This is a genomic window from Puniceibacterium confluentis (assembly GCF_007923445.1).
Lineage (GTDB): Bacteria > Pseudomonadota > Alphaproteobacteria > Rhodobacterales > Rhodobacteraceae > Puniceibacterium > Puniceibacterium confluentis.
Genome location: NZ_VOJI01000011.1, coordinates 71094 through 94326, shown reverse-complemented (window position 1 = coordinate 94326; position 23233 = coordinate 71094). Strand labels below are relative to the sequence as shown.

Here is a 23233-nt window from a genome sequence, read left to right as displayed (position 1 = left end):
CCGTCTTTCCTTCCCCTCGGCAAAGTCCTGCTGTAAAATATGGCGTGATCCAACTCAGACTCCCCCAACGGCGGGATCAATGGTAAATGCATGTCCATGAAGCTGAATTTTGCACTTTCCCTGTCGTTTGAAGGCATCTCGCTTCTGGGCCGCGTGCCCGGCGGCTGGGCCGTTCTTGGCGAAGTCCCGCTCGATACCGAAGATCTGCGCGGGGCGCTCAAATCCCTGCGGGCCATCGCGGATTCCCGTGGCGCCAATCAGGGCCAGGTCAAACTGAACATCCCGAACGAACAGATCCGGTATCTGTCGCTGGAAAAACCTGCCGGTGATCCTGAATCCGCCATCCGTCGGGCGCTGGATGGGGCAACCCCCTATGCGGTGGCCGATCTGGTCTACGATTTCGTCACTGTCGGCAATTCCATTCTCGTGGCTGCCGTTGCCCGCGAAACGCTGGACGAAGCGGAAAACTTTGCGCGCGGACACTATTTTGATCCGGTCAGCTATGTGGCGCGGGCCCCCGCGGGCGCGTTTCAGGGAGAGGTGTTCTTTGGCAGCACCCCCGGTTGGGTGGGTCCGGTTCCGACCCGCGATTCCGGCGCGATGACCATCGTTTCGGTTCCCGATGCAGAGACCGGGGCTGGCGAACCGGACGGCGCACGGCAGGCCGCCGAGGTCGATGCCGCCGAAGAGACCCCAGCAGAGACCGTGATACCGGTTGCGGTTGACACAGAGGTCGTGCCTGCCACACCGTCAGCGGCTGCGCCCGACACACCACCGGCCGAAACATCAAACCTGAATGCGGCGGCCCTCGAAGATGCACAAACTCCGGTGGATACGGCAGAAGCGACGCCCGCCCCGGCCGCGCCTTCCGGCGATGCGGAGACTGACACCCGGGTGCCCGCTGACCAGGAAGAGCAGACAGAGCCCACCAGGGAGCCGGAAACGCTCCAGCCAGTCAGCCCTGTGGCAGAGGAGTCCGAGCCGGAGGGCCCTGCTGCGCCGGAGTCCGAGCCCCCGGCCGAACCAGTTGGTGCAGAGGCCGCCGACCCTACAGAAAAAACCGACGCTCGCCCCCCCGAAGCTGCGGTTTCTGCATCGGGGTCCGCACCGCTCCAGGTGCCACAGCCGGACGCCGGGCGGCCTGTCGGTCCGGGTCTGGCCCCCAACCGCGACAAGCCCGAAGCCGTGCCTGCCTTTGTCAGCCTGCGCGCCAGCCGCAACGCCCCCAAGGAAAAGCAGAGGCAGGCACCGACAGTCGGGTTGCCGCCGCGCGACCCCGCGGCCTCCGTGCCGCGCGTCACACCGCACAAGCCCGACCCGGCCGGTGATACCGCGCCTGCGTCCGCTGCTCCGGAGACCAGCGTGGGCGTCCCGCCGTCTCGGCCTGTGACACCCAAAACATCCCAGGCCGTCCCGGATGCGGCAACGGCGGCCCCGATTGCCAGCCTGTCGCGCCCCTCGGTGATGGACGCGGATCTGCCGTCGGATGACGCTGCCAGGCCGACACCCGGCTCCCTGGTCAAGGGCTTCTTCAGCCGTCGCGACGCAGGGCGTGCGCCCACTGTCGCGCCGCCGCGTCGGTCGATGACCCGCCCGGACGCGCCGGCCCAACCAGCCGCTGGCAGCGCGCCCGCCACTCAGGCCAAGTCTGCATCCGTGCCAAACCCGGCGGTCTCGCAAGCACCTGCAGGCCGCGCAGCCATGACACCGAAGCGAATGGCCGACGCCGTGGCCTCGGCCCCCGGGAGCACGGCGGCGCTGAGCGCCGAGGAGGTCGAACGCCAGCGCATGACCGTTTTCGGAGCGCGGCAGACCACCCCGCCTGTTGGCGGCAAGCCGCGGTTCCTGGGACTGATACTGACGGCGGCCCTGCTGGTTCTGCTGGCCGGAGTTGCGGCCTGGGCCTCGGTCTTTCTCGACGAAGGGCTTGCGCGGTTCTTTCGCCCTGATGTCACGCCGCGGATCGAAGTGGCACAAGCGGCACCGCGCGCAGAACCTTCCGCCGAACCGGAACTGGAAGCAGAACCGGAACTGGAACCGGAACCGGAAAGCGACGCCGAACTTGCGTTACTCCCGGTCGATCAGCCTCCCGATGCCTCGGAGAGTGCCGAAGAGACCCCCGAACGCGCCCGCAGTCTGACGGCGGAAGAAGCCGACGCCACCTATGCGGCAACCGGCATCTGGCAGCGCGCGCCGACATCGCCGCTGGAACCGATGCAGACCGAGGTCGAGGACCTCTATGTCGCGTCAATTGATCCGGCAGTGAAACAGTTCGATGCCGTAGCCCTGCCGACAGCGCAGGCGCTGCGGCAGGATGTGGCCTTTGAATCGCCGCGCCCGCCATTGCCCGCAAGTGTGGTGTTTGACCTCGACGGACGCGGCTTCGTGCGCGCGACCCCCGAGGGTGCGCTGAACCCCGATGGCATCATGATCTACGCCGGCCTGCCGCCGGTGGTGCCGCCCCAGCGCAGCCCCACTGCCGTGGAAGCACCTGAACAGCCCGACCAGCCGCAGTCGTCCGAAACCGGCGTCCAAACCGACGACGAGCAAAGCCGTCTGCAGGGTTTCACACCGAAATCCAGGCCCGGCGATCTGATTGAACGCAACGAACGCGCCAGCCTGTCCGGCGCCTCGCGCGCCGAACTTGCGGCGCTGCGACCGAAACTTCGGCCTGACGCGCCCAAGCAGGAAGCGGAAGAGGAGGAGGACGCGACCGCCACCGACCTGGCCATCGGTCAGTCGATCAAGCCCCTGCCCCGGCCCCGCGACATCCAGCGGATCGTCGAGGCGGCGAAACCGGCGCCGTCGCCTGCCGCCGAACAACCCGCACAGCAGGCACAACCCGTCCAGGTCGCCGCCGTCGCGCCGCGCACCGTGTCACCATCGGTTCCCTCTGGCGCCTCGGTGGCAAAACAGGCCACCGTGCGCAATGCGATCAATCTGCGTCAGGTCAACCTGATCGGTGTCTATGGCAAGCCGTCCAGCCGTCGCGCCCTGGTGCGGCTCTCGAACGGGCGCTACCAGAAGGTCAAGGTCGGCGACAGCATCGACGGCGGGCGCGTCGCCGCCATCGGCGAAAGCGAGTTGCGCTACACCAAAAGCGGTCGCAACATCACCCTGAAGATGCCACAGGGCTGATCGCCGCGGTCCGACCGCCGCAGTAGGCAGCCGGGAACGCAGGACTGCCCAGCGCCGCAAGGCGCCGGACGGCCTGTCTGCAGGCCAAATGCTGGCCCTCTATCTGCGCCGGACCGCGAAATATCAGATAATTCACTGAAATATCCGTATCGGCGGTTGTCTTGACGCTGCCGACGCTCACATCATGGGAAAACATGCAAAGAGGGGCTGGGTAGAATGGAATCGTTCCTGTTTCAGGCATCGGTATATTTGCTGGCAGCGGTGATCGCCGTGCCGCTGGCCGCGCGGTCGGGTCTGGGGTCCGTGCTGGGATACCTTCTGGCCGGGATCGTCATCGGACCGATATTCGGCCTGGCGTCTGAAACCAGCGATCTGCAGCATTTTGCGGAATTCGGCGTGGTGATGATGCTGTTCCTGATCGGTCTGGAACTGGAACCGCGGGCATTGTGGGACATGCGGCACCGATTGGTCGGTCTGGGCGGATTGCAGATCACGCTGACCACCATCGCCGTCATGGCCGGGGGCATGATCCTCGGTCTGGCCTGGGCTCCGGCGCTGGCGATCGGCCTGCTGATGGCGCTCTCCTCCACCGCGATCGTGCTGCAGACCCTGAGCGAGAAGGACCTGATGCAGACCAGTGGCGGTCGCTCGGCATTCTCGGTTCTGCTCACACAGGACATCGCGGTGATCCCCATGCTGATCCTGCTGCCGTTGCTGGCCGGAGTGACCGAACCGGTGCTGGGGCTCGACGGTTCGATCCAGCGCGTGGTCAGCGGCGAAGGCGGCAACGGGCATGGCACCACAATGTCGCTGGTGCACGGTCTGCCGGGCTGGGGCGTCACGCTGGTGACGCTGGGCGCGGTGGCGGCCATCATCCTTGGCGGCATCTATGGCGCCGGGCCGCTGTTCCGCTTCATCAACGCTGCACGCCTGCCAGAGATGTTCACCGCCGTCGCCCTGCTGATTGTCGTCGGCATCGCCTTTCTGATGCTGATGGTCGGCCTGTCGCCCGCTCTGGGCACCTTTCTGGCCGGTGTCGTGCTGGCCAACAGCGAATTCCGCCACCAGCTTGAATCCGACATCGAACCCTTCAAGGGGCTGCTGCTGGGCCTGTTCTTCATCACCGTGGGCGCGGGGATCAGCTTTGCGACCTTCCTGTCGGCACCCTTCATCATTCTTGGTCTGGCACTGGGGATCATGGCGATCAAGGGCGCGGTTCTGTTCGGTCTCAGCCTGTTGTTCGGTATGCGGGGACGCGACAAGTGGCTGTTCACCCTCAGTCTGGCGCAGGCCGGCGAATTTGGCTTTGTGCTGATCTCCTTTTCGGTGCAGCAGAACGTTGTGACCGGTGTCCTGGGCGAGCGGCTGTTGCTGGTCGTTGCGCTGTCCATGCTGATCACGCCGCTGCTGTTCATCCTGTATGATGTTGTCTCGAAACGGCTTGTCGACAAGGATGACACCCCCGACGACGACGAGATCGACGAAGAGGGCCCGGTTATCATCGCCGGCATCGGCCGTTTCGGTCAGATCGTCAACCGCATGGTGCAGTCCTCGGGATTCAAGACCGTGGTGATCGACCACGACCTCAAGACCATCCAGTTGATGCGCAAATTCGGTTTCAAGGGCTTTTTCGGTGATCCGACCCGCCCGGAATTGCTGCATGCCGCCGGCATCGACAAGGCGCGGGTGCTGGTGGCTGCGCTCGACGATCCGGCCGCCGTGCTCAAGCTTGTGACCTTTGCCAAGCGACTGCGCCCGGACCTGCACGTGGTCGCCCGGGCGCGCGACCGCACGCATGTCTATGCGCTGTATCAGGCCGGGGCGGATGACATCGTGCGCGAGACCTTTGACTCTTCGCTGCGCGCCGGGCGCTATGTGCTGGAAAACATCGGGCTCACCGATTACGAGGCGGCAACGGCGGAAGAGACCTTCTTTCACCACGACCGTCACACGGTGCGCGAACTGGCGGGATTGTGGGATCCGAACATTCCCGCCTCTGAAAACCAGGCCTACATTGCCCGGGCCAAGGAACTGGAAAAAGAGCTGGAGACCGCCCTGCTCTCGACTCTGGACAACAAGAGCAGCGCCGCCTGAGCATCAGGCCCCGGGGCGCAGCGTCCGCATCCAACCAAGGGTGCTGTCGGTGTCGCCCTCGGGTCTGTATTCCGCCCCCAGCGGCGCGGTATATCCAAGGTTGCGCAGTGTCCGGAAAATGTGGCGGTAGTTCACTTCGCCCTGGTCGGGTGCACCGCGATCGGGAACCGAGGCAAACTGGATGTGGCCGATCCGGGGCAGCAGGGATGTAAGGCGGTTTGTCAGATCGCCTTCCATCAGCTGTACGTGGTAGCAGTCGAACATCAGGAACAGATTTGCGGCGCCGACCGCGTCGATCACCGCGATTGCCTGATCGGTTGTGTTCAGGAAATAGCCCGGCGCATCATATATGTTCAGCGGCTCGATCAGGATCGAGATGCCGTGCGGCAACGCCTGCGCGCAGGCATAGGTCAGATTGGCGACAAAGCTCTGATGCGCCGAAGCTCCGCTGGCAATTCCCGCCATGACATGGACCCTGGATGCCCCGATGGCCACGGCGTAACGGATCGCCTCGTCGATGGCAGACCGGGCCTCGGCCTCGCGCCCGGGAAGCGCGGACAGACCGTTGTCGCCCGAGACCGGGTTGCCGCGCCGTGTGTTCAGGCTCAGCATGGACAGCCCGGTATCGCGCAGCGCCTGGTTCATCTGGGCGACCGGAACGTCATACGGCCCGTGGCATTCGACGGCATCGAACCCGGCGGCTTTGGCGGCGCGGATGGCTGCGGGCAACGGTCGATCCCGCCACAGGAACCCGAGGTTGGCCGAAAACTTCATCAAGCTCATTCCCTTTTCGATTCCGACGTGCACCCGGCGGTGCCGCAGTGGCGAGCGTATGCAGTTGCAGATCCGGCAGCGCGACAGGATGTCAGCTCATAAAACGTCCGCAACCGATTGGCCACCAGACATTTTCCTGTCAGCGCTGTGCCCGGCGCCAGCCTGCCGCGATTGCCTCGGCTTCGCTGCAGAACCAGCGTTCGCCGCGAGAGGGATCAATCCGCGTCCCGTCGTAGAACGCTTGTCCCGGCAGATGGTAGATCGCGCCCCGTTTCGACAGATTGCCCTTGATCGCACAGCCAGCCACCGCCGGACTCTGCGGCCTGGGGCGCGCGGCCTTGCGATATTCGGCCGGGGACTGAACCCCCGACCCGTGCAGCCCGCGGCCAGCCACAACTGCGGCCTTTTCCTCCAGATCGTAATCCCAGCCATACTGCCTGTAGGCAAAGGCCAGCCCGTCCGAGACCAGGGCCGCGCCCATGTCCTGCCCCGCGATCAGGCACCGGGCGACGATCCGGCCATAACGGTCGGTGTCCGTCTGGGTGCAGACCGCCCACCGGCCTTCGTACCGCGCCCGGACCTCACCGCTGACCCAGGCGCCGCAGGCCCAGGTCGGGGCCCCCGGCCCGCCGCACATCTGCTGTGCCTCGGGGGCATCCACCGCATGCAGCCGCACCCGCACCGCACCGACATCAAAGGTATCGCCGTCGACCACGTGCAGGCGCCCCTCTGGCGCAGCCGACACCGGCAGCGCCAGCGCACACAGAACGAATACGGAACAAATCCTTAACATCCGGTTAATATCGGAGGAGCACCCGCCGAGATCAATCCCGCATTGTCGTCAGGCTTAACGCTGCTCGGTTTCCCAGCGCGGGCTGATCCAGGGCGCGTCATTGGCACTGGGCAATGTCCTGGCCAACAGGTGATCCGCCATCTTTTCGCCCACCATGATCGACGGCGCATTCAGGTTGCCATTGGTGATCCGGGGAAACACCGAGGAATCCGCCACCCTGAGGCTGTCGACGCCGATCACCCGGCCCTGTGGGTCAACCACAGCCCCGGGATCGTCAGCCGCCCCCATCCGGCAGGTGCCGCAGGGATGATAGGCGCTTTCGGCGTGCTCGCGGACAAAGGCATCAAGCTCGGCGTCAGACTGCACCCCGGCGCCGGGCTGGATCTCCCGCCCCGCATAGGGCGCAAAGGCCTGCTGGCCAAAGATCTCGCGCGTCAGGCGGATGCAGGTGCGGAATTCGTCCCAGTCCTCGGGATGGCTCATGTAGTTGAACCGGATCACCGGCGCTTCTGCCGGGTCCGCCGAGCGCAGCGTGACGGTGCCGCGCGACTTGGAGCGCATCGGGCCGACATGCGCCTGAAAGCCGTGGCCCTCTGCTGCGGCCTTGCCGTCGTAGCGCACCGCAAGCGGCAGGAAATGGTACTGGATGTCGGGATAGGGCACCCCCGCCGCCGAGCGGATGAAAGCGGCGGATTCAAACTGGTTCGACGCCCCCGGACCATCGCGGCGCAGCAGCCAGCGCGCACCGACGTATGCCTTGCCCGGCAGGTTCCAGTACTTGAACAACGACACCGGCTGGGTCGCCTGCATCTGGATGTAGAGTTCCAGGTGATCCTGCAGGTTCTGCCCGACCCCCGGCCGGTCGGCGATCACCTCGATGCCGTGCTCGCGCAGGTGCGCCCCCGGCCCGATACCCGACAGCATCAGCAGTTTGGGAGAGTTCAGCGACGAGGCCGCCAGCACCACTTCCACGCGAGCCCGGATCACTTCGGTGCGGCCACCGCGCTTCACCTCGACCCCGACGGCCCGGCCATCGCGTATCACCACCTTTTGCGCCAGCGCCCGCACCACCCTGGCACCGCGCTTCTGCGCCGGGCGCAGATAGGCCTTGGCGGCGGACCAGCGTTCCCCCTTGTGGATGGTCGCATCCATCGCGCCAAAGCCTTCCTGCTGGGCGCCGTTGTAATCCTCTGTGGCCTCGTATCCGGCCTGGACCCCGGCCTCGACAAAGGCCTGTACCAGCGGATTGTCACGCTTGCCGCGCGACACATGCAGGGGGCCATCGCTGCCGCGCCAGTCGGAACGACCGCCGTGCCAGTGCTCCATCCGCCGGAAGTAGGGCAGCACATCGGCAAAGCCCCAGCCCTCGGCGCCCATGTCGCGCCAATGGTCAAAATCCATCGCGTGGCCACGCACATAGACCATGCCGTTGATGCTGGACGATCCGCCCAGCACCTTGCCGCGCGGACAGACCAGACGGCGGCCACCCAGATGCGGTTCGGGCTCGCTTTGGTATCCCCAGTCGTACAGCTTCATGTTCATCGGATAACTCAGCGCGCCGGGCATGTTGATGAACGGCCCCGCGTCCGATCCGCCATGCTCGATGACGATCACCGATTTGCCGGCTTCGGCCAGCCTGTAGGCCACCGCACATCCCGCGGACCCGGCCCCGACGATCACATAATCCGCTTCCCTTGCGGTGTCTCCAGACATGTCAGGCACTCAGATATCCAATGAACAGTGAGAGGAAAGCCCCGAGATGGACCACCATGATCGCCCTGTCCTTCCACATCACACCCACGGCAAACCACAGGAAGATGCCGATGAAAAAGGCAAAGACGTTCCACGGGACCAGGTTCAGACCGGTCAGCCCGTAGCCGACCAGCTGGACCACGGTGGCAATCCATTTGACGATGTCCACCGGCTTCATCGGAAGCCGGGCGGGTGGCGCGGGCAGCAACGGATCTTCGGTAGTCAAAACGGAGCCTCCATCTTTCCCATCCGGACATAGACCGTCTTGAGTTGCGAATAGTGTTCGATCGCCGCCCTGGAATTCTCGCGCCCGACTCCGGAGCTTTTCATGCCCCCGAAGGGCGCCTCGACCGGTGCGTCGTTGTACGAGTTGATAAAGCAGGTCCCGGCGTCCAACTGAGCGATCACCCGGTGCGCGCGTCGCAGGTCATTGGTGAACACCCCCGCCGACAACCCGAATTCGGTGTCGTTGGCCCGGGTGATGACCTCGTCCTCGGACTCGAACTCCAGCACCGACAGCACCGGACCAAAGATCTCTTCCCGCGCAATCGTCATGTCATCGCTCACACCGTCGAAAATCACCGGCGTCAGCCAGTATCCCGGCCGGTCCAGCCGTTCGCCGCCGCAGACCAGCCTCGCGCCCTCTGCGACTCCCTTGGCGATATAGCCCTGCACGATCTCCAGCTGGCGCGCGCTCACCAGCGGGCCAAAGCTTGTTTCCGGGTCCAGCGGATCGCCCAGAACCGCCGTGCCGACCCGCTCTGCCAGCCGCGCCACGAAACGTTCGCGCAGCCCCTTCTGGACAAACACCCGGGTGCCGTTGGAACAGACCTGACCGGAGGAATAGAAATTCGCCATGATCGCACCGCTCACGGCATCCTCGAGGTCGGCATCGTCAAAGATCACCAGAGGCGACTTGCCGCCCAGTTCCATGGTGACATGTTTGAGCCCGGCCGCCGCCGCCGCATAGACCTTGCGCCCCGTCGGCACCGACCCGGTCAGCGACACCTTGGCAACACGCGGATCACCGACCAACGCGCCACCGACCTCTCCCATGCCCTGCACCACGTTGTAGACACCCGCAGGCACCCCGGCCTCGTGCAGGATCTCTGCCACCTTCAGGGCCGACAGCGGCGTCGTCTCGGACGGCTTGAAGATCATCGCATTGCCGCAGGCCAGGGCCGGTGCCCCCTTCCAGCAGGCAATCTGGGTCGGGTAGTTCCACGCCCCGATCCCGACGCACAGCCCGAGCGGCTCGCGCCGGGTGTAGACCCAGTCTTCGCCCAGCTGGATGTGCTCGCCGGTCAGCGACGCCGCCAATCCGCCAAAATACTCCAGCGCATCGGCGCCGCTGGTGGCATCCGCCACCGAAGTCTCCTGATAAGGCTTGCCGGTGTCCATCGTCTCGAGCACCGACAGGTCGTGATTGCGTTCACGCAACAGCATCGCCGCCTTCGTCAGCACCCGGCCCCGGTCGCGGCCCGTCATCGCGGCCCAGACCTTCTGCCCGCGCAGGCCAGCCGTGATCGCCTGTTCGATCACCGCGGGTGTCGCTGCATGCACCTGCGCGATGACCTCGCCCGTTGCCGGGTAGATCACGTCGATCAGCGCGCCATCCGTGTCCTCGACATAGACCCCGTCAATGAAATGGCTGGCCTCGGGTTGGGTTGGATAGGTCATGGCGTCTCCGGTCGGAGTTTGTTTTTCAGGGAAAGGAAGGGGATGGGCCGGGGGCCTATTCGCCGCGGGGGAACCGCTTGGCCCCTTCCAGATCGTTCAGATCCATGTGGTTGCGCATGTAGCGCTCGGACGCCTTTTGCAGCGGCTGGTAATCCCAGGGATAATACCCGCCCTGCCGCAGCGCCTCGTAGACCACCCAGCGCCGCGCCTGGCTTTCGCGCACGTCACTGTCAAATTCCTCGAGATCCCAGCGTTCGGCCGCCATGATGCGGAATGCCTCGAGCACCTTGGCCTGTGCCGGAACTTTCGCAAGGTTGGTCAGCTCATGCGGATCGGCGTCCAGATCAAACAGCTGTTCGGGGTCCAGCGCGCAATTGGTGTATTTCCAACGCCCCTGCCGCAGCGCGATCATCGGCGCATAGGATGCCTCGGCCGCATATTCCATTGCCACCGGGCTGACGCGCACGCCACCCTGCCCCAACGGCACAAGGGATTCGCCGGTGGTCCAGGGCATCACCTCGTCCATGCTGACGCCCGCAAGGTCACACAGGGTCGGACAGACGTCGATGTTGCTCACCGGGGTATCGACCCGCCCCGGAGCCATCTGCGGCGCGGCGATCATCAGCGGCACCCGCGCCGATCCCTCGTAGAAGGACATCTTGTACCACAGGCCGCGTTCGCCCAGCATGTCGCCGTGATCGCTCACGAACAGGATCGTTGCCTCCTGACGGGTCATTTCCAACACCGACAGGATCTCGCCGATCTTGTCATCAAGGTAAGAGATATTGGCGAAATAGGCGCGGCGCGCGCGGCGGATATGGTCCTGCGTGATGTCGTAGGACCGCCAGTCGTTGGCATCAAAGATCCGCTGCGCGTGGGGGTCGTGATCGCCGTAGTCCATCGCCGCGACATCGGGCAGCAGATGCGCGCAATCCTCATAACGGTCCCAGTATTTGCGCCGCGCCACGTAGGGGTCATGCGGATGGGTGAAACTGACCGTCAGACACCAGGGCCGCGCATCGCCGCCGCGCGCCAGGTCATAGAGTTTCTGTTGCGCCAGAAACGCGACCTCGTCGTCATATTCCATCTGGTTGCTGGTCTCGGCCACACCGGCACCGGTGACCGAACCCATGTTGTGATACCACCAGTCGATGCGTTCACCGGGCTTGCGGTAATCCGGAGTCCAGCCGAAATCCGCCGGATAGATGTCGGTGGTCAGGCGCTGCTCAAATCCATGCAGCTGGTCGGGGCCGACGAAATGCATCTTGCCGGACAAGGCGGTCTGGTAGCCGGCACGGCGCAGATGGTGGGCGTAGGTCGGAATCGAAGACGCGAATTCCGCGGCGTTGTCATAGACACCCGTCGCGCTTGGCAGTTGCCCGGACATGAACGCCGCCCGTCCGGGTGCGCACAGGGGCGACGCGGTATAGGCGTTGGCAAACCGGGTCGACCGCGCGGCCAGCGCCTTGAGGTTGGGGGCATGCAGCCAATCGGCGGGGCCGTCGGGAAACAGCGTGCCGTTCAGCTGATCAACCATGAGGATCAGGATGTTGTCCCTCACTTCTGCCCCCGGATCAGCGCATCGGCGCAGTCCATGACCCGCGCCTCGGCATCCTTCTCGAACCCGACACCCTGCAGCGCCGCGCGCAGGTAGATGCCGTCAATCATCGCGCCCAGCGCCTCGGCCAGCGGTTCGGGATTGCGCACATGCACCCGCAGCGCATGGGTCAGGTTGGACTGCAACCGCAGCCGGTAGACTCGCAGCAACCGCGCCGCATCTGCATCGCGCTGCGCCAGCACGTAGAAATTGAGCCAGGCCGAAATGACCGCCGGATCAAAACAGCTGGATGCAAAGTTCGCCGCGATGATGGCGTTCAGCCGGTCTTCGGGATCTTCGGCCCCGCGCAGCGCAACGCGCACCTCGGCGGAATAATCCGACAGGATCTGCCGCATGGCTGCCAGGAATATCTGCGCCTTGCCGCCAAAGTAGTGATGTGCGAGCGCGCTTGACATGCCGGCGCGCTGTGCAATCTGGCTGACGGTCACATCCAGCGACCCGGCCTGACCGATTTCGGTGATCGTGGCCTGAACCAGCGCCGCGCGGCGCTGAGGCTCAATTCCGGATTTGGTCATCGTGATTCTCCGTTAACGAGAGCCAGAATGACGGTACATAACTGATCAGTCAATCAATCTCCAGCCAAAGAACCCACCGTCATTTTCCCGGTTCCGGGCGCCGTGTCGGAGGCCGCAGGCCGAGATGGGATTGCGGTGCAGAGGGAGATTCGGAACCGTTCAGGGTTCGAGAATGCCAACAACGTGGTTCTGCGGCAGACGGGCGATCTCGATGCCCTTTTCGGTCGCGCGCAGGTTGTAGCCGTAGCCACGCATCCGGAACCGCCATTCGGCGTCAGACAGAACCTTGCGGCGCTCGTCCAGCAGAAAGGCACGGATATCGTCAAAGCTTTCGGTCAGGGTGTTGTTGGCAAACATGATACTCTCCATCAAAGCGTCCCGTTTTCGGGCCGTGATGGAAAGCTGCCAGACAAATAAGGCCAGATTGCGCGCAGGCCGGGACATTTTATCGCAACCGGCAACAATCAATGCGGGCCTAGACCTTTGTCGCAGGAAACGGCGGGGTGATGGGGCGCCGCTTGAGCCGCGCCTCGCGCCAGGTGATGAAGCTGACCGCCGAGAGAATCACACAGCCGCCGGTGATCACCCAGGGGTCCGGCGCCTCGTCGAACAGAGTGGCGCCCAGCAGCACCGACCAGACCAGTTGCAGGAACGTCACCGGCTGCGTCACTGTCATCGGGGCCGCCGCAAAGGCCAGCGTCATCGCGTAATGGCCGGCGGTCGCGAAACAGGCCACGCCGAACAGCACCCCGAGGTCGGCCAGGCTGAGCGGAACCCACTGCGCATAGGCAAAGGGGGCAAGGCAGACGGTCACCGTGACCGAAAGCAGCGCCACCACGACCACCGCCGACACCTCGTCCGACAGGATCTTTGCCGACAGATAGGAGCCGGAATACAGCAGGGCCGTCCCCAGCATGGCAAAATGGCCGGGGTCCAGATCGCGGAATCCCGGCCGCAGGATCAGAAACGCCCCCGCCAGCGCCGCACAGATCGCCAGGATCCGCCGCATCGCCAACCGCTCGCCCAGGACCAGCACCGCCAGCAGGGTCACGCCGACCGGCGTGAGATAGTTCATCGCCGTCACTTCGGCCAGCGGCAGCCGGGACATGGCGTAAAACCACAACAGCACCCCCAGCGCATGGACCAGCCCGCGCAGTCCGAACATCGACCACTGGCGCCTGCTCAGGCGCACGGCGGCCAACTGACGCCAGACCGGGACCAGGAACACCAGCCCCATGAGATAACGCAGAAACGCGCTTTCCGCCGCCGGGACCCGCTGCCCCAGCGTCTTGACCAGCGCCGTCACCAGGACAAAGCAAAGTCCTGTCACCACCATCCACAGGATTCCGACAAGCGGCTGATCGCCCCGCGCCACGTGTTTCATTTCGATGGAAGAGGATGCCATACCGCGCCTTGCCGTTATAATCCACGTGCTGCAGCCGTGCCGGTCCGGCCCTCGGGATGCAAGCAGAAATCGGCAGGAGCGCAAAAGCACACGGTTCGTGCGACCGGCCCCGGCTGGTCAGCTTTGCAGCAGCGTCGCTGCGATGGTCCACATCAGAACACCAATCAGCGCATCCACCGTCCGCCAGGCGCCGGGACGTGCCAGCACCGGGGCCAGCAGCCGCGCGCCATAGCCAAGCGTGAAGAAAAACACAAAGGAGGCAGTGACGGCACCAAGGGCAAACCCCAGCTTTGCGTCGTACTTTGCCGATACCGCGCCCAGCAGCACCAGAGTGTCCAGATAGACATGCGGGTTCAGCCAGGTCAGGGCCAGACAGGTCAGCAGCGCCGCTGTCAGGCTTTGCTGCTCGGCCCCCGCCTTCAACGTGTCGCCGCCGCGCCAGGACCGCAGCAGGCTCAGCGCGCCGTACCACAACAGAAACGCCGCACCGCCCAGCCGCATCGCCATTTCCAGCCAGGGCACCGCCCGGGTCAGCGCCCCGAAGCCCGCAACCCCGGCGATGATCAGCAACGCATCCGACACCGCGCAGGTCAGGCAGACGGCGAACACATGGCGTTGCACCAGTCCCTGCCGCAACACAAACGCATTCTGCGCTCCGATCGCCAGAATCAGGCTCAGCCCCAGTCCGAATCCCGCCAGTGCTGCCTGCATGTATGCCCCTGTCATTGCGCCCGGCGCTGCGTCAAGAAAACCCCGGGTGGCCCGAACGCGCGGAGTGCTGCGTCAAAGCTGTGCCATGACCTCGTCGCTGGCCTCGAAATTGGTGGTGACGCGCTGCACGTCGTCGTCGTCTTCCAGCGCCTCGACCAGCTTCATCAACGTCTGCATCCCGTCCAGATCCAGCTCGGTGGTGGTGCCAGGTTTCCAGACGAGCTTGGTCGACTCCGACTCTCCGAGCGCCGTTTCCAGAGCTGTGGCGACCTCGTTCAGGTTGGTGTCCGCGCACCAGATGACGTGGCCCTCCTCCGAGGTCTCCACGTCTTCGGCCCCGGCTTCGATGGCCGCCATCATCACCGTGTCGCCGTCTCCGACGCTTGCCGGGTAGGTGATCTCGCCCTTGCGCTCGAACATGAAGGCGACCGAGCCGGTTTCGCCGAGGTTGCCGCCGTTCTTGGTAAAGGTCGAGCGCACGTTGCTGGCGGTGCGGTTGCGGTTGTCGGTCATCGCCTCGACGATCACCGCCACGCCGTTGGGGCCATAGCCCTCGTAGCGGATCTCGTCATAGTTCTCGGCATCGCCGCCGATGGCTTTCTTGATCGCGCGGTCGATGACATCCTTGGGAACCGAGACCGACTTGGCCTCTTTCACCGCCAGCCGCAGACGCGGGTTCTTTTCCGGGTCGGGGTCGCCCATCTTGGCCGCCACGGTGATCTCTTTCGAGAGTTTCGAGAACAACTTGGCCCGCACGGCGTCCTGACGCCCCTTGCGGTGCTGGATGTTCGCCCATTTGGAATGCCCCGCCATGGTCATGCCCCCTTGAAGAATGCCTGAATTTCGCCCGGCCTTATAGGGCAGAGCATGTGGCACTAGCAAGCCCGTCCACACTGGTCCGCAGCGACGATTTGCGCTAAGGCGGTCGGGATGCGCCCGTTCCTGATCCTCCAGCTGCGCCCCGAAGCGGATGCCTCGGATGCCGAGTTCGCCGCCTTTCTGGCCAAGGGCGATCTGCAGGCGTCGCGCGCCCGCCGCCTGCGGCTGGAAAGTCAGGACCTGCCGGGCGATCTCGACCTCGCGGATTATGCCGGAGTGATTGTCGGCGGCGGCCCGGGCTGCGTCAGCGACGATCCCGAGGGCAAGGATCCGGCCGAAGCCCGGGCCGAGGCGCAGATCCTGTCACTGATGCCGCAGATCACCGCGCAGGACATCCCCTTCCTGGGCTGTTGTTACGGCATCGGCATCCTCGCCCATCATCTGGGCGCCGAAGTCAGCAAGGCGCGGTTTGGCGAAAACGCCAGTGCCGTCGCCTGCCAGATCACGGCCGAGGGGCTCGACGATCCGCTGCTGGCCGGACTGCCTGACCGGTTCGACGCATTTGTCGGACACAAGGAAGCGGTGCAGGCCCTGCCGCCGGGCTGCGTCCACCTGCTCCAGTCCGACCCCTGCCCCTTCCAGATGATCCGTTACAAAACAAACGTCTACGCGACGCAGTTTCATCCCGAAGCCGACCCGGATGTCTTTGCCGAACGGGTCCGCATCTACCGCCATCGCGGGTATTTCCCGCCGGAGACGGCCGGCGCGCTGATCGAAATGTGTTACGCCAGCGACGTCACCGTTCCGGAACGCATCCTGCAAAACTTCTTTCGCCGTTACGGCTGAGCCAGCTCCAGCGGCCAGAGCATCGGGATGGCGACCGAGGCCAGCACTCCGATCACGATGTTCATCGGGATCCCGACGCGCAGGAAATCGCTGAACCGGTAGCCCCCCGGACCGTAGACCATGGTGTTGGTCTGATAGCCGATCGGCGTCGCAAAGCTGCACGAGGCCGCGACCATCACCGCGATGACCAGCGGCCGCGGATCGATGCCAAGCGCAGTGCCCAGGGCGATGGCAATCGGTGTCACCACCACCGCGACGGCGTTGTTGCTGACCATTTCCGTCAGGGTCGAGGTCAGCATGAACACCGCAGCCACCACCAGCACATGCGGCAGTTCCGCCAGATACGGGGCAACCCCGCTGACGATCAGCCCGACAGCCCCCGACGAATCCAGGGCCGCGCCAATCGCCAGCATCGCAAAAATCAGCGCCAGCAGCTGGCCTTCGACATAGGAAAACGCCTCGTCCGCGTCGATGCAGCCGGTCAGCAGCACCACGGCCACGGCGATCACCGCCAGCGCGAGAATCGGTGCCACGTTGAAGGTCGACAGCGCAACGATTCCGATCAGCGCGCCGATGGCGATGGGCGCATGGCCGCGCCGGTAGGCCCGCGCCGAGGGTTGCGAGACATCGACCAGCGCCATTTCCTCGGCCAGCCGCTTGATGTCCGCAGGCGCCCCCTCCAGCAGCAGCGTATCCCCGACCCGCACCACCAGTTCATCCAGTTGCCGTCCGATGTTCTGGTTGCGCCGGTGAACGGCCAGCGGATAGACCCCGAACCGGCGGCGCAGGCGCAGCGCGCCCAGTGACCGCCCAACCATCTTGCAACCCGGCGTGATCAGCACTTCGACGGTCGAGGTTTCCACCGCCGAGACCTGGTCCACCCGCTTGAGCTGCGGATTGCTTTGCAGGCTCAGCAGTTCGGTCATCTGCGTGCGCAATACCACCCGGTCACCGACCTGAAGCGTCACCGCCGCCAGATCGCGGCGCAGCGATTCGTCGCCCCGGATCACGTCGATCAGCCGCACGCCCTCGCGTTTGAAAAGCTGCACCGTCAACACCTCGCGGCCGACAAGGTTGCTGTCCGGCGGAATCACGGCTTCGGTAAAGAATTTCATCCGGCTGCGGTCCGACAGCATCCCGGCCATGCTGGTCCGGTCCGGCAGCAGGAACCGCCCCGCAACCGCCAGATACCCCATGCCGCCGACAACAAGGATCAGCGCCAGCGGCGTGACCTCGAAGATCGTGAAGGGTTCAAGCCCCTGGGTGCGGGCCACACCATCCACCAGCAGGTTGGTCGAGGTGCCGATCAGCGTGGTCGTGCCCCCGAGGATCGCCGCATAGCTGAGCGGGATCAGCAGCTTGGAAGGAGCCACCCCAAGGACCTTGGACAGCTGCACGAAGATCGGCAGCATCACGACCACCACCGGTGTGTTGTTCAGGAACGCCGAGGCCACCAGCACAAAGGCGAAAATTCCCATCATTGCGACCCGGGGACGCTTCTGGACCTCGGCCTGTGCCACGGTGGTAAAGGCGTCCAGCGCCCCGGTGCGCACCAGCGCCCCCATGACGATGAACATTGCCGCGATGGTCCAGGGTGCCGGGTTCGACAGCACTTTGAGCGCGTCGTCATATGACAGGACCCCCAGAGCCAGCAGAAGCGCCGTGCCACCGATCGCCACCACTTCGGTCGGGAAGGCTTCGCGCACGAACAGCACGAACATGCCCGCCACCACGGCAATCGTGATGAACGCCTGCGCACTTTGGCTCAGATCGAAAAATTCCATGTTGTCTGACTTCCCCGTCCCTTAGACGTCAGCATTCTGACGCAGCGTTCCAGCATGTACAAGCGGTGCGCGCGGGCGTGGCTGCACCAGAGCGAGCCCTGCCAGCATCAGTGCCAGAGCTGCCCAGATATAGGACGAATAGCTCTCATTCAGGAACAGCATCGCCCAGACCACGCCGAACAGCGTGACGAAGTAGCTCACCTGCACCGCAAACACCGCGCCCGACATGCCAACCAGCCAGACATATCCCGAATAGGCCCCTGCATGCAGCAGAGACGCGGCCACCAGCGCATAATCCGGCGGGCCCCAGACGCCGCGCGGGTCAATGAACTGCCCGGTGATCAGCGCGGCGGGCAGGGTCAGGCACATCGCCACGGCCGAGGCCCCCCAAAGCACCTGAAACGGCCCGAGATCAAGAGTGCCCCAGCGGGCGACAAGGTTGCTCTCGAACGCATAAAACGCCGACGAGATCAGCGCCACGGGGATCCAGACCGACTGAGCCGGATCCGGCAGGCTGCTGTCCGGCAGGACCAGCAGGGCCACCCCCGCCAGACCAAAACCCAGCCCGATCAGGCGGGTCGCGCGAAACTGCTCATTGCCCAGCGCCAGGGCCATCGGAAACGCCAGCAGCGGCACCGAACTCAGCAGGATCGACAGCACACCCGCGGGCAGATGCGCCGCCGCCGAATAACTGGCAATGCCCGGCAAGACCGTCCCCACCAGCGCCAGAGCCAGATACCGGCGCAGATACGGCCCGCCCATCGGCAGGCGACGACCGCGCAGCGTGCAGATCAGCCCCAGCACCAGCGTGCCGATCAGTGTCTGCCAGAAGAGCAGGCCAAAGTGACGGTAACCTTCGCTGACCGCGACCTTGCCCAGCGGCTGGGTGCCGCCCCACAGCGCCCCGACCACCACAAGGGCCGCCAAAGGCAGCCACAGTCGTGTCACGGACCGGCCTGTTCCAGCCGTCCGCCCTGACGCACCATGCAGATCCGGGTGGCCTTGCCGGTGCGATCATCCGTTTCCACGAACACCCCACTCAGCGTCGCGTCGCCCAGCGCCGGCTGGAACCGGGTCTTGCCCATGCCGGTGACAAAGCGGCGCATCGGTTCCGCCTTGTCCATGCCGATGACGGAATTGTAATCGCCGCACATGCCGGCATCGGACAGAAACGCCGTGCCGCCTGGCAGGATCTGCGCATCCGCCGTGGGCACGTGGGTATGGGTGCCGACAACCAGGCTGGCCCGGCCATCACAAAAGTGGCCCATGCCCATCTTTTCACTGGTCGCTTCGCAATGCACATCAACCAGGATCATCTGAGCCTGCCCGCCCAGGGGATGGGCCCGCAGCACCGCATCGACTGCAGAGAACGGGTCGTCAAAGGCGCGCTTCATGAACACCTGCCCCAGAACCTGCACCACCAGAATCTTGCGGCCGCGGGCGTCTGAAAACAGCCGGTGCCCGCGTCCCGGCGCCTGCTTGGCAAAGTTGAGGGGGCGGATGACGCGCTGATCGCTCTCGATAAAGCTCAGCATGTCCTTCTGGTCAAAAGCGTGATCACCCAGGGTCACGCAATCGGCGCCGGCCTCCAGCAGCACCTTGGCGTGCTCACCGGTCAGCCCTGCCCCTGACGAGGCATTCTCGCCGTTGACCACAACAAAATCCAACTTCCATTCGGCGCGCAGCCGCGGAAGATTGTCCCTGACGGCGGCGCGCCCGGCGCGGCCCATCACATCACCCAGAAAAAGCGTTCTCATGCCGCGATGGGTAGTCTTCGCCGACCGGAAAGCAAAGGGGTTTTTGTGCCGTTTTGCCCTCGGCATCCGCGCCGACGGCAGGCCAGCCACCCCGGCGGCGGAAGTTTCCGGGCAGAGGCAAGTCAGCTCCGGGCCGGCGTGATCACCTCGTTTTCCGTCACGATCAGATCCAGGGGCTGGTCGGTCGCTTCCAGCGGCAGGCTGTCGGCCTCCTGCGCGGCATAGGCGAACCCGATGGCAAGCGTCGGGCGCAGGGCGCGCAGCATCTGCAGGGTGCGGTCATAGAATCCGCCGCCGTAGCCCAGCCGGTCACCCGTCCGGGTAAAGGCCACCAGCGGCACGATCAGGATCTCGGGATCAATGAACCTGTCGACCTCGGGCACCATCGCGCCGAAGGGTCCGTCGCGCAGGACACAGCCCGGCTCCCACAGGGAAAACTTCAGCGGCTGTCCTGCGCCAAGGATGACAGGCACGGCCACCGGCCCATGGGCCGCCGCCTCTGCCATTGCCGGACGCGGGTCGATCTCGGTCCGGATCGGCAGAAAGCCTGAAACCGGCACCCCCCGGTATCCGGCAAGCACCGCAGACAATGCCGAGGAACTGTTCCCGCTGTCTGCGGCATGCGCCGCCTTGCGCCGGACAAACGCCGCCTGTCGCGCCGCGGCCTTCCGCGCCTCCAGATCCGGTGCGGCGCCGGTCACAGCAGCACCACCACGGCCAGCCCGAGAAAGGCAAAGAACCCGACCACATCCGTCACGGTTGTCACAAACGCCCCGGAGGCCAGCGCCGGATCGACCCCGACCTTTTCCAGCACCACCGGAATCACCGTCCCGGCCAGCCCCGCAACCACCATGTTGATCACCATCGCGGCGGCGATCACGTATCCCAGCGCCGGAGAGCCGAACCAGACGATGCCCACGATGCCCATCACCACCGCAAAGGCCACGCCGTTGATGAGACCGACCATGATTTCGCGGCGGATGACCCGCCAGACGTTGGCCCCGGTGAGGTCCTTGGTCGCCAGAGCCCGCACCGCGACGGTCAGCGACTGGGTCCCGGCGTTGCCGCCCATCGAGGCCACAATCGGCATCAGCACCGCCAGCGCCACAACCGTCGCGATCGCATCCTCGAACTGCGCAATGACCAGCGAGGCCAATACCGCCGTCACCAGGTTCACCGCCAGCCAGGGAAAACGCTGTTTCGTGGTTTCGATCACCGAATCCGACAGCGAGCTTTCGCCAACACCGGCGAGGCGCAGGATGTCCTCTTCGTGTTCCTCGTCCAGAACCGCCATCGCATCGTCGATGGTGATCACACCGATCAGGCGCTCGTTCTCGTCGACCACCGGAGCCGAGATAAGGTGGTACTGGTTGAACGCATAGGCGACATCGCCGTCATAACGCGTCACCGGGATGACATGGAACGTTTCTTCGACAATCGAACTCAGCATCACCTCGCGCCGCGCCGCCATCAGCTTGCCCAAAGCGACATTGCCGACCGGGCGCAGCCGCGGATCGACCAGAACGATGTGATAGAAATGGTCTGGCAGATCGTCGGAGTCACGCAGGAAATCAATGGCCTCACCGACATTCCAGTGCTCGGGCGCCATCACCACCTCGCGCTGCATCAGACGACCGGCGGAATACTCCGGATAGGTCATCGACTGCTGCACCGCGACCCGGTCGCTGTCTTCCAGCGCCTCGAGGATGGCATCCTGCTGCGGCTGTTCCAGGTCTTCCAGCAGGTCGACCACGTCGTCGCTGTCCATCTCGCGCACGGCATCGGCCAGGACCTGCGGCGTGAGCAGGCCGATCACCTCTTCGCGGATCGATTCGTCGAGTTCGGTCAGGATCTCGCCGTCAAATTCCTTGTCGTAGAGCTTGATCAGACGCATCCGGTCAAAGGCGTTGATCTGCTCGAGCATGTCGGCGATGTCCGCCGGGTGCAGCGGGTCCATCAGCTCGATCAGCTTGTCGCGGTCGTTGATATCAACCGCATAGAGTATCGCCGCGACCGCCTTGCGCTCCAGCGTGTATGCGTCGTCATCACGCTCGGCTTCGGGGGTTACAACCTCAGTCTCTTCGCTCATTTCTGCCCCTTGCCTGCCACAACCCTGTTCTGCCGGACCATAGAAGATCGCTTTGTCAAGAAACAGGCCCGTGGCGCGATTTACCTTTGTCAGCGGCGCGATTAGCATGGCAATTCCGCAACGACAGAGGTCTTCCATGTCGCACGACACCCTGCTTTTGGGACAGACCCTGTCCTTTGACGGTTCGCCCTTCGACTCCGGCCCGGCGGCGGCAACGCACAGGACGCACGGTGGCATTCTGATACGCGACGGCAGGATCGTGGACACCGGCGACGGTGCCACACTGCGCGCCAGGAATCCGCAGGCACGTATCGACGACCAGGGCGCCGCCCTGCTCTGTGCCGGCTTCATTGACGCCCATGCCCATTATCCGCAGACCGCGATGATCGCGAGTTGGGGCAAGCGGCTGATCGACTGGCTGAACACCTATACGTTTCCGGAAGAGATGCGGTTCGAGGACCCGGACTATGCCGCCGAAATTGCCGCGCGCTATCTGGACCTGACGGCGTCCAACGGCACCACCACGATCTGCAGCTATTGCACCATTCACCCGACCAGCGTCGATGCCCTGATGGGCGCCGCCCAGGCACGTGGTCAGCGGTTGCTTGCAGGCAAGACCTGCATGGACCGGAATGCGCCCGAAGGCCTGCGTGACACGGCACAATCGGCCTATGACGACAGCAAGTCCCTGATCGCGCGTTGGCATGGCAAGGACCGGCTGTCCTACGTCATCACCCCCCGGTTTTCGCCCACCTCCACACCCGGGCAACTCGCGGCCCTCGGCACGCTCTGGGCCGAGCACCCCGATCTGTTGATGCAGACCCACCTGTCCGAGCAGACGGACGAGATTGCCTGGGTGAAGGCGCTCTATCCGACGGCACGCGACTATCTGGACACCTACGAGATGCACGGCCTGCTGGGCGCGGGCGGGCTTTATGGGCACGCCATCCATCTCGAGCCGCGCGAAAAGGACCGGCTGGCCGAGGTGGGTGCGGCGCTGGTCCACTGCCCGACCTCCAACACCTTTATCGGCTCGGGGCTGTTCGACATGGCCGGGCTGGTTGCGCGCGGCCTGCGGGTCGGGCTGGCAACCGACACCGGCGGCGGGTCTTCGTTTTCGATGCTGCGCACCATGGCCGCCGCCTACGAGATTGCCCAGCTGCGCGGCACTGCGCTGCACCCGTCGCAACTGATCTGGCTGGCCACCGCAGGTTCGGCGCAGGCGTTGGGGATCGACCGGCATGTCGGCACGCTCGCTCCGGGAAAAGAGGCCGACATCATCGCCCTCGATCTGGCGTCGACACCCGCCATCGCCCAGCGCGCAGCCCGCGCCGAAGACCTCTGGGAGGCACTGTTTCCGACAATCATGATGGGGGACGACCGCGCGATAAAGGCGGTCTGGATCGCAGGACAAGCGATGCCCCGTTCCTGAGGTGACAGATGAAGCTCCCCGCACAT

General features: G+C 64.9%; 20 protein-coding genes. 4 read left to right on the top strand and 16 right to left on the bottom strand.

Going from position 1 to position 23233, the window contains the following annotated elements; genetic code table 11:
• The first annotated feature begins 96 nt into the window (after positions 1-96).
• Positions 97-3138 carry a hypothetical protein gene (locus FOY53_RS23145; RefSeq protein ID WP_222435259.1) on the top strand — a complete coding sequence of 1014 codons (3042 nt, stop codon included), beginning with the start codon at positions 97-99 and terminating at the stop codon, positions 3136-3138.
• Positions 3139-3354: 216 nt separating this feature from the next.
• A complete protein-coding gene (locus FOY53_RS13780; protein ID WP_146589790.1) occupies positions 3355-5232 on the top strand; it encodes a cation:proton antiporter domain-containing protein in 1878 nt (625 codons plus the stop codon).
• Between the two features lie 3 nt (positions 5233-5235).
• Here FOY53_RS13780 and FOY53_RS13775 read toward each other — a convergent pair whose 3' ends face one another.
• The 11 genes from FOY53_RS13775 to FOY53_RS13725 all read right to left on the bottom strand — a co-directional run bounded on the left by FOY53_RS13775 (position 5236) and on the right by FOY53_RS13725 (position 15293).
• Positions 5236-6006, bottom strand: coding sequence for a hydroxypyruvate isomerase family protein (locus FOY53_RS13775; RefSeq protein WP_146589788.1), 771 nt, complete (start codon positions 6004-6006; stop codon positions 5236-5238).
• A 139-nt stretch (positions 6007-6145) separates the two neighbouring features.
• Entirely contained in the window at positions 6146-6751 is a 606-nt protein-coding gene (locus FOY53_RS13770) for a thermonuclease family protein (RefSeq protein ID WP_439332542.1), read from the bottom strand.
• Between the two features lie 102 nt (positions 6752-6853).
• On the bottom strand, positions 6854-8512 hold the full coding sequence (betA, locus tag FOY53_RS13765) for a choline dehydrogenase (protein ID WP_146589784.1): 1659 nt from the start codon (positions 8510-8512) through the stop codon (positions 6854-6856).
• Position 8513: 1 nt separating this feature from the next.
• On the bottom strand, positions 8514-8777 hold the full coding sequence (locus FOY53_RS13760) for a DUF6552 family protein (protein WP_246107401.1): 264 nt from the start codon (positions 8775-8777) through the stop codon (positions 8514-8516).
• A complete protein-coding gene (betB, locus tag FOY53_RS13755; RefSeq protein ID WP_146589782.1) occupies positions 8774-10231 on the bottom strand; it encodes a betaine-aldehyde dehydrogenase in 1458 nt (485 codons plus the stop codon). The genes FOY53_RS13760 and betB overlap by 4 nt, the downstream gene beginning before the upstream one ends.
• Positions 10232-10286: 55 nt before the next feature.
• A complete protein-coding gene (gene betC / locus FOY53_RS13750; protein ID WP_281289569.1) occupies positions 10287-11792 on the bottom strand; it encodes a choline-sulfatase in 1506 nt (501 codons plus the stop codon).
• Complete coding sequence (gene betI / locus FOY53_RS13745; protein ID WP_146589780.1) at positions 11789-12364, bottom strand: choline-binding transcriptional repressor BetI; 576 nt, start codon at positions 12362-12364, stop codon at positions 11789-11791. Before betI ends, betC begins: the two co-directional genes overlap by 4 nt.
• Before the next feature lie 159 nt (positions 12365-12523).
• On the bottom strand, positions 12524-12733 hold the full coding sequence (locus tag FOY53_RS13740) for a hypothetical protein (RefSeq protein WP_342784264.1): 210 nt from the start codon (positions 12731-12733) through the stop codon (positions 12524-12526).
• 106 nt (positions 12734-12839) lie between these two features.
• Positions 12840-13769 (bottom strand): DMT family transporter, encoded by a 930-nt coding sequence (locus FOY53_RS13735; RefSeq protein ID WP_281289568.1) that lies wholly within the window; start codon positions 13767-13769, stop codon positions 12840-12842.
• A gap of 117 nt (positions 13770-13886) precedes the next feature.
• Positions 13887-14480, bottom strand: coding sequence for a LysE/ArgO family amino acid transporter (locus FOY53_RS13730; RefSeq protein WP_146589778.1), 594 nt, complete (start codon positions 14478-14480; stop codon positions 13887-13889).
• A 72-nt stretch (positions 14481-14552) separates the two neighbouring features.
• A complete protein-coding gene (locus FOY53_RS13725; RefSeq protein WP_146589776.1) occupies positions 14553-15293 on the bottom strand; it encodes a YebC/PmpR family DNA-binding transcriptional regulator in 741 nt (246 codons plus the stop codon).
• 117 nt (positions 15294-15410) lie between these two features.
• On the opposite strand from FOY53_RS13725, the gene FOY53_RS13720 reads away from it, so the two are divergent.
• Complete coding sequence (locus tag FOY53_RS13720) at positions 15411-16145, top strand: glutamine amidotransferase (RefSeq protein WP_146589774.1); 735 nt, start codon at positions 15411-15413, stop codon at positions 16143-16145.
• On the opposite strand, the gene FOY53_RS13715 is transcribed toward FOY53_RS13720, so the two are convergent.
• From FOY53_RS13715 to mgtE, 5 genes are all read right to left on the bottom strand, one after another.
• On the bottom strand, positions 16136-17929 hold the full coding sequence (locus FOY53_RS13715) for an SLC13 family permease (protein ID WP_146589772.1): 1794 nt from the start codon (positions 17927-17929) through the stop codon (positions 16136-16138). The genes FOY53_RS13720 and FOY53_RS13715 overlap by 10 nt on opposite strands.
• Positions 17930-17950: 21 nt before the next feature.
• A complete protein-coding gene (locus FOY53_RS13710) occupies positions 17951-18877 on the bottom strand; it encodes a DMT family transporter (RefSeq protein ID WP_146589770.1) in 927 nt (308 codons plus the stop codon).
• Positions 18874-19686: a TIGR00282 family metallophosphoesterase gene (locus FOY53_RS13705; protein WP_146589768.1), complete on the bottom strand. Its 813-nt coding sequence runs from the start codon at positions 19684-19686 to the stop codon at positions 18874-18876. Before FOY53_RS13705 ends, FOY53_RS13710 begins: the two co-directional genes overlap by 4 nt.
• Before the next feature lie 122 nt (positions 19687-19808).
• A complete protein-coding gene (locus tag FOY53_RS13700; RefSeq protein ID WP_246107400.1) occupies positions 19809-20387 on the bottom strand; it encodes a 5-formyltetrahydrofolate cyclo-ligase in 579 nt (192 codons plus the stop codon).
• The gene (mgtE, locus tag FOY53_RS13695; RefSeq protein ID WP_146589766.1) at positions 20384-21775 is read right to left on the bottom strand and encodes a magnesium transporter; all 1392 of its coding nucleotides are present in this window, start codon (positions 21773-21775) and stop codon (positions 20384-20386) included. The genes FOY53_RS13700 and mgtE overlap by 4 nt, the downstream gene beginning before the upstream one ends.
• A 136-nt stretch (positions 21776-21911) precedes the next feature.
• Here mgtE and guaD point away from each other — a divergent pair, with 136 nt between their 5' ends.
• Complete coding sequence (guaD, locus tag FOY53_RS13690; protein ID WP_146589764.1) at positions 21912-23207, top strand: guanine deaminase; 1296 nt, start codon at positions 21912-21914, stop codon at positions 23205-23207.
• The last annotated feature ends 26 nt before the right edge of the window (positions 23208-23233 follow it).

What these genes read in the sequence shown, in the direction of transcription:
- FOY53_RS23145 (WP_222435259.1), top strand. Translation starts at nt 97, where the DNA reads ATGAAGCTGAATTTTGCACTTTCCCTGTCGTTTGAAGGCATCTCGCTT.
- FOY53_RS13780 (WP_146589790.1), top strand. Translation starts at nt 3,355, where the DNA reads ATGGAATCGTTCCTGTTTCAGGCATCGGTATATTTGCTGGCAGCGGTG.
- FOY53_RS13775 (WP_146589788.1), bottom strand. Translation starts at nt 6,006, where the DNA reads ATGAAGTTTTCGGCCAACCTCGGGTTCCTGTGGCGGGATCGACCGTTG.
- betA (WP_146589784.1), bottom strand. Translation starts at nt 8,512, where the DNA reads ATGTCTGGAGACACCGCAAGGGAAGCGGATTATGTGATCGTCGGGGCC.
- betB (WP_146589782.1), bottom strand. Translation starts at nt 10,231, where the DNA reads ATGACCTATCCAACCCAACCCGAGGCCAGCCATTTCATTGACGGGGTC.
- betI (WP_146589780.1), bottom strand. Translation starts at nt 12,364, where the DNA reads ATGACCAAATCCGGAATTGAGCCTCAGCGCCGCGCGGCGCTGGTTCAG.
- FOY53_RS13740 (WP_342784264.1), bottom strand. Translation starts at nt 12,733, where the DNA reads ATGGAGAGTATCATGTTTGCCAACAACACCCTGACCGAAAGCTTTGAC.
- FOY53_RS13735 (WP_281289568.1), bottom strand. Translation starts at nt 13,769, where the DNA reads ATGGCATCCTCTTCCATCGAAATGAAACACGTGGCGCGGGGCGATCAG.
- FOY53_RS13730 (WP_146589778.1), bottom strand. Translation starts at nt 14,480, where the DNA reads ATGCAGGCAGCACTGGCGGGATTCGGACTGGGGCTGAGCCTGATTCTG.
- FOY53_RS13725 (WP_146589776.1), bottom strand. Translation starts at nt 15,293, where the DNA reads ATGGCGGGGCATTCCAAATGGGCGAACATCCAGCACCGCAAGGGGCGT.
- FOY53_RS13720 (WP_146589774.1), top strand. Translation starts at nt 15,411, where the DNA reads ATGCGCCCGTTCCTGATCCTCCAGCTGCGCCCCGAAGCGGATGCCTCG.
- FOY53_RS13715 (WP_146589772.1), bottom strand. Translation starts at nt 17,929, where the DNA reads ATGGAATTTTTCGATCTGAGCCAAAGTGCGCAGGCGTTCATCACGATT.
- FOY53_RS13705 (WP_146589768.1), bottom strand. Translation starts at nt 19,686, where the DNA reads ATGAGAACGCTTTTTCTGGGTGATGTGATGGGCCGCGCCGGGCGCGCC.
- mgtE (WP_146589766.1), bottom strand. Translation starts at nt 21,775, where the DNA reads ATGAGCGAAGAGACTGAGGTTGTAACCCCCGAAGCCGAGCGTGATGAC.
- guaD (WP_146589764.1), top strand. Translation starts at nt 21,912, where the DNA reads ATGTCGCACGACACCCTGCTTTTGGGACAGACCCTGTCCTTTGACGGT.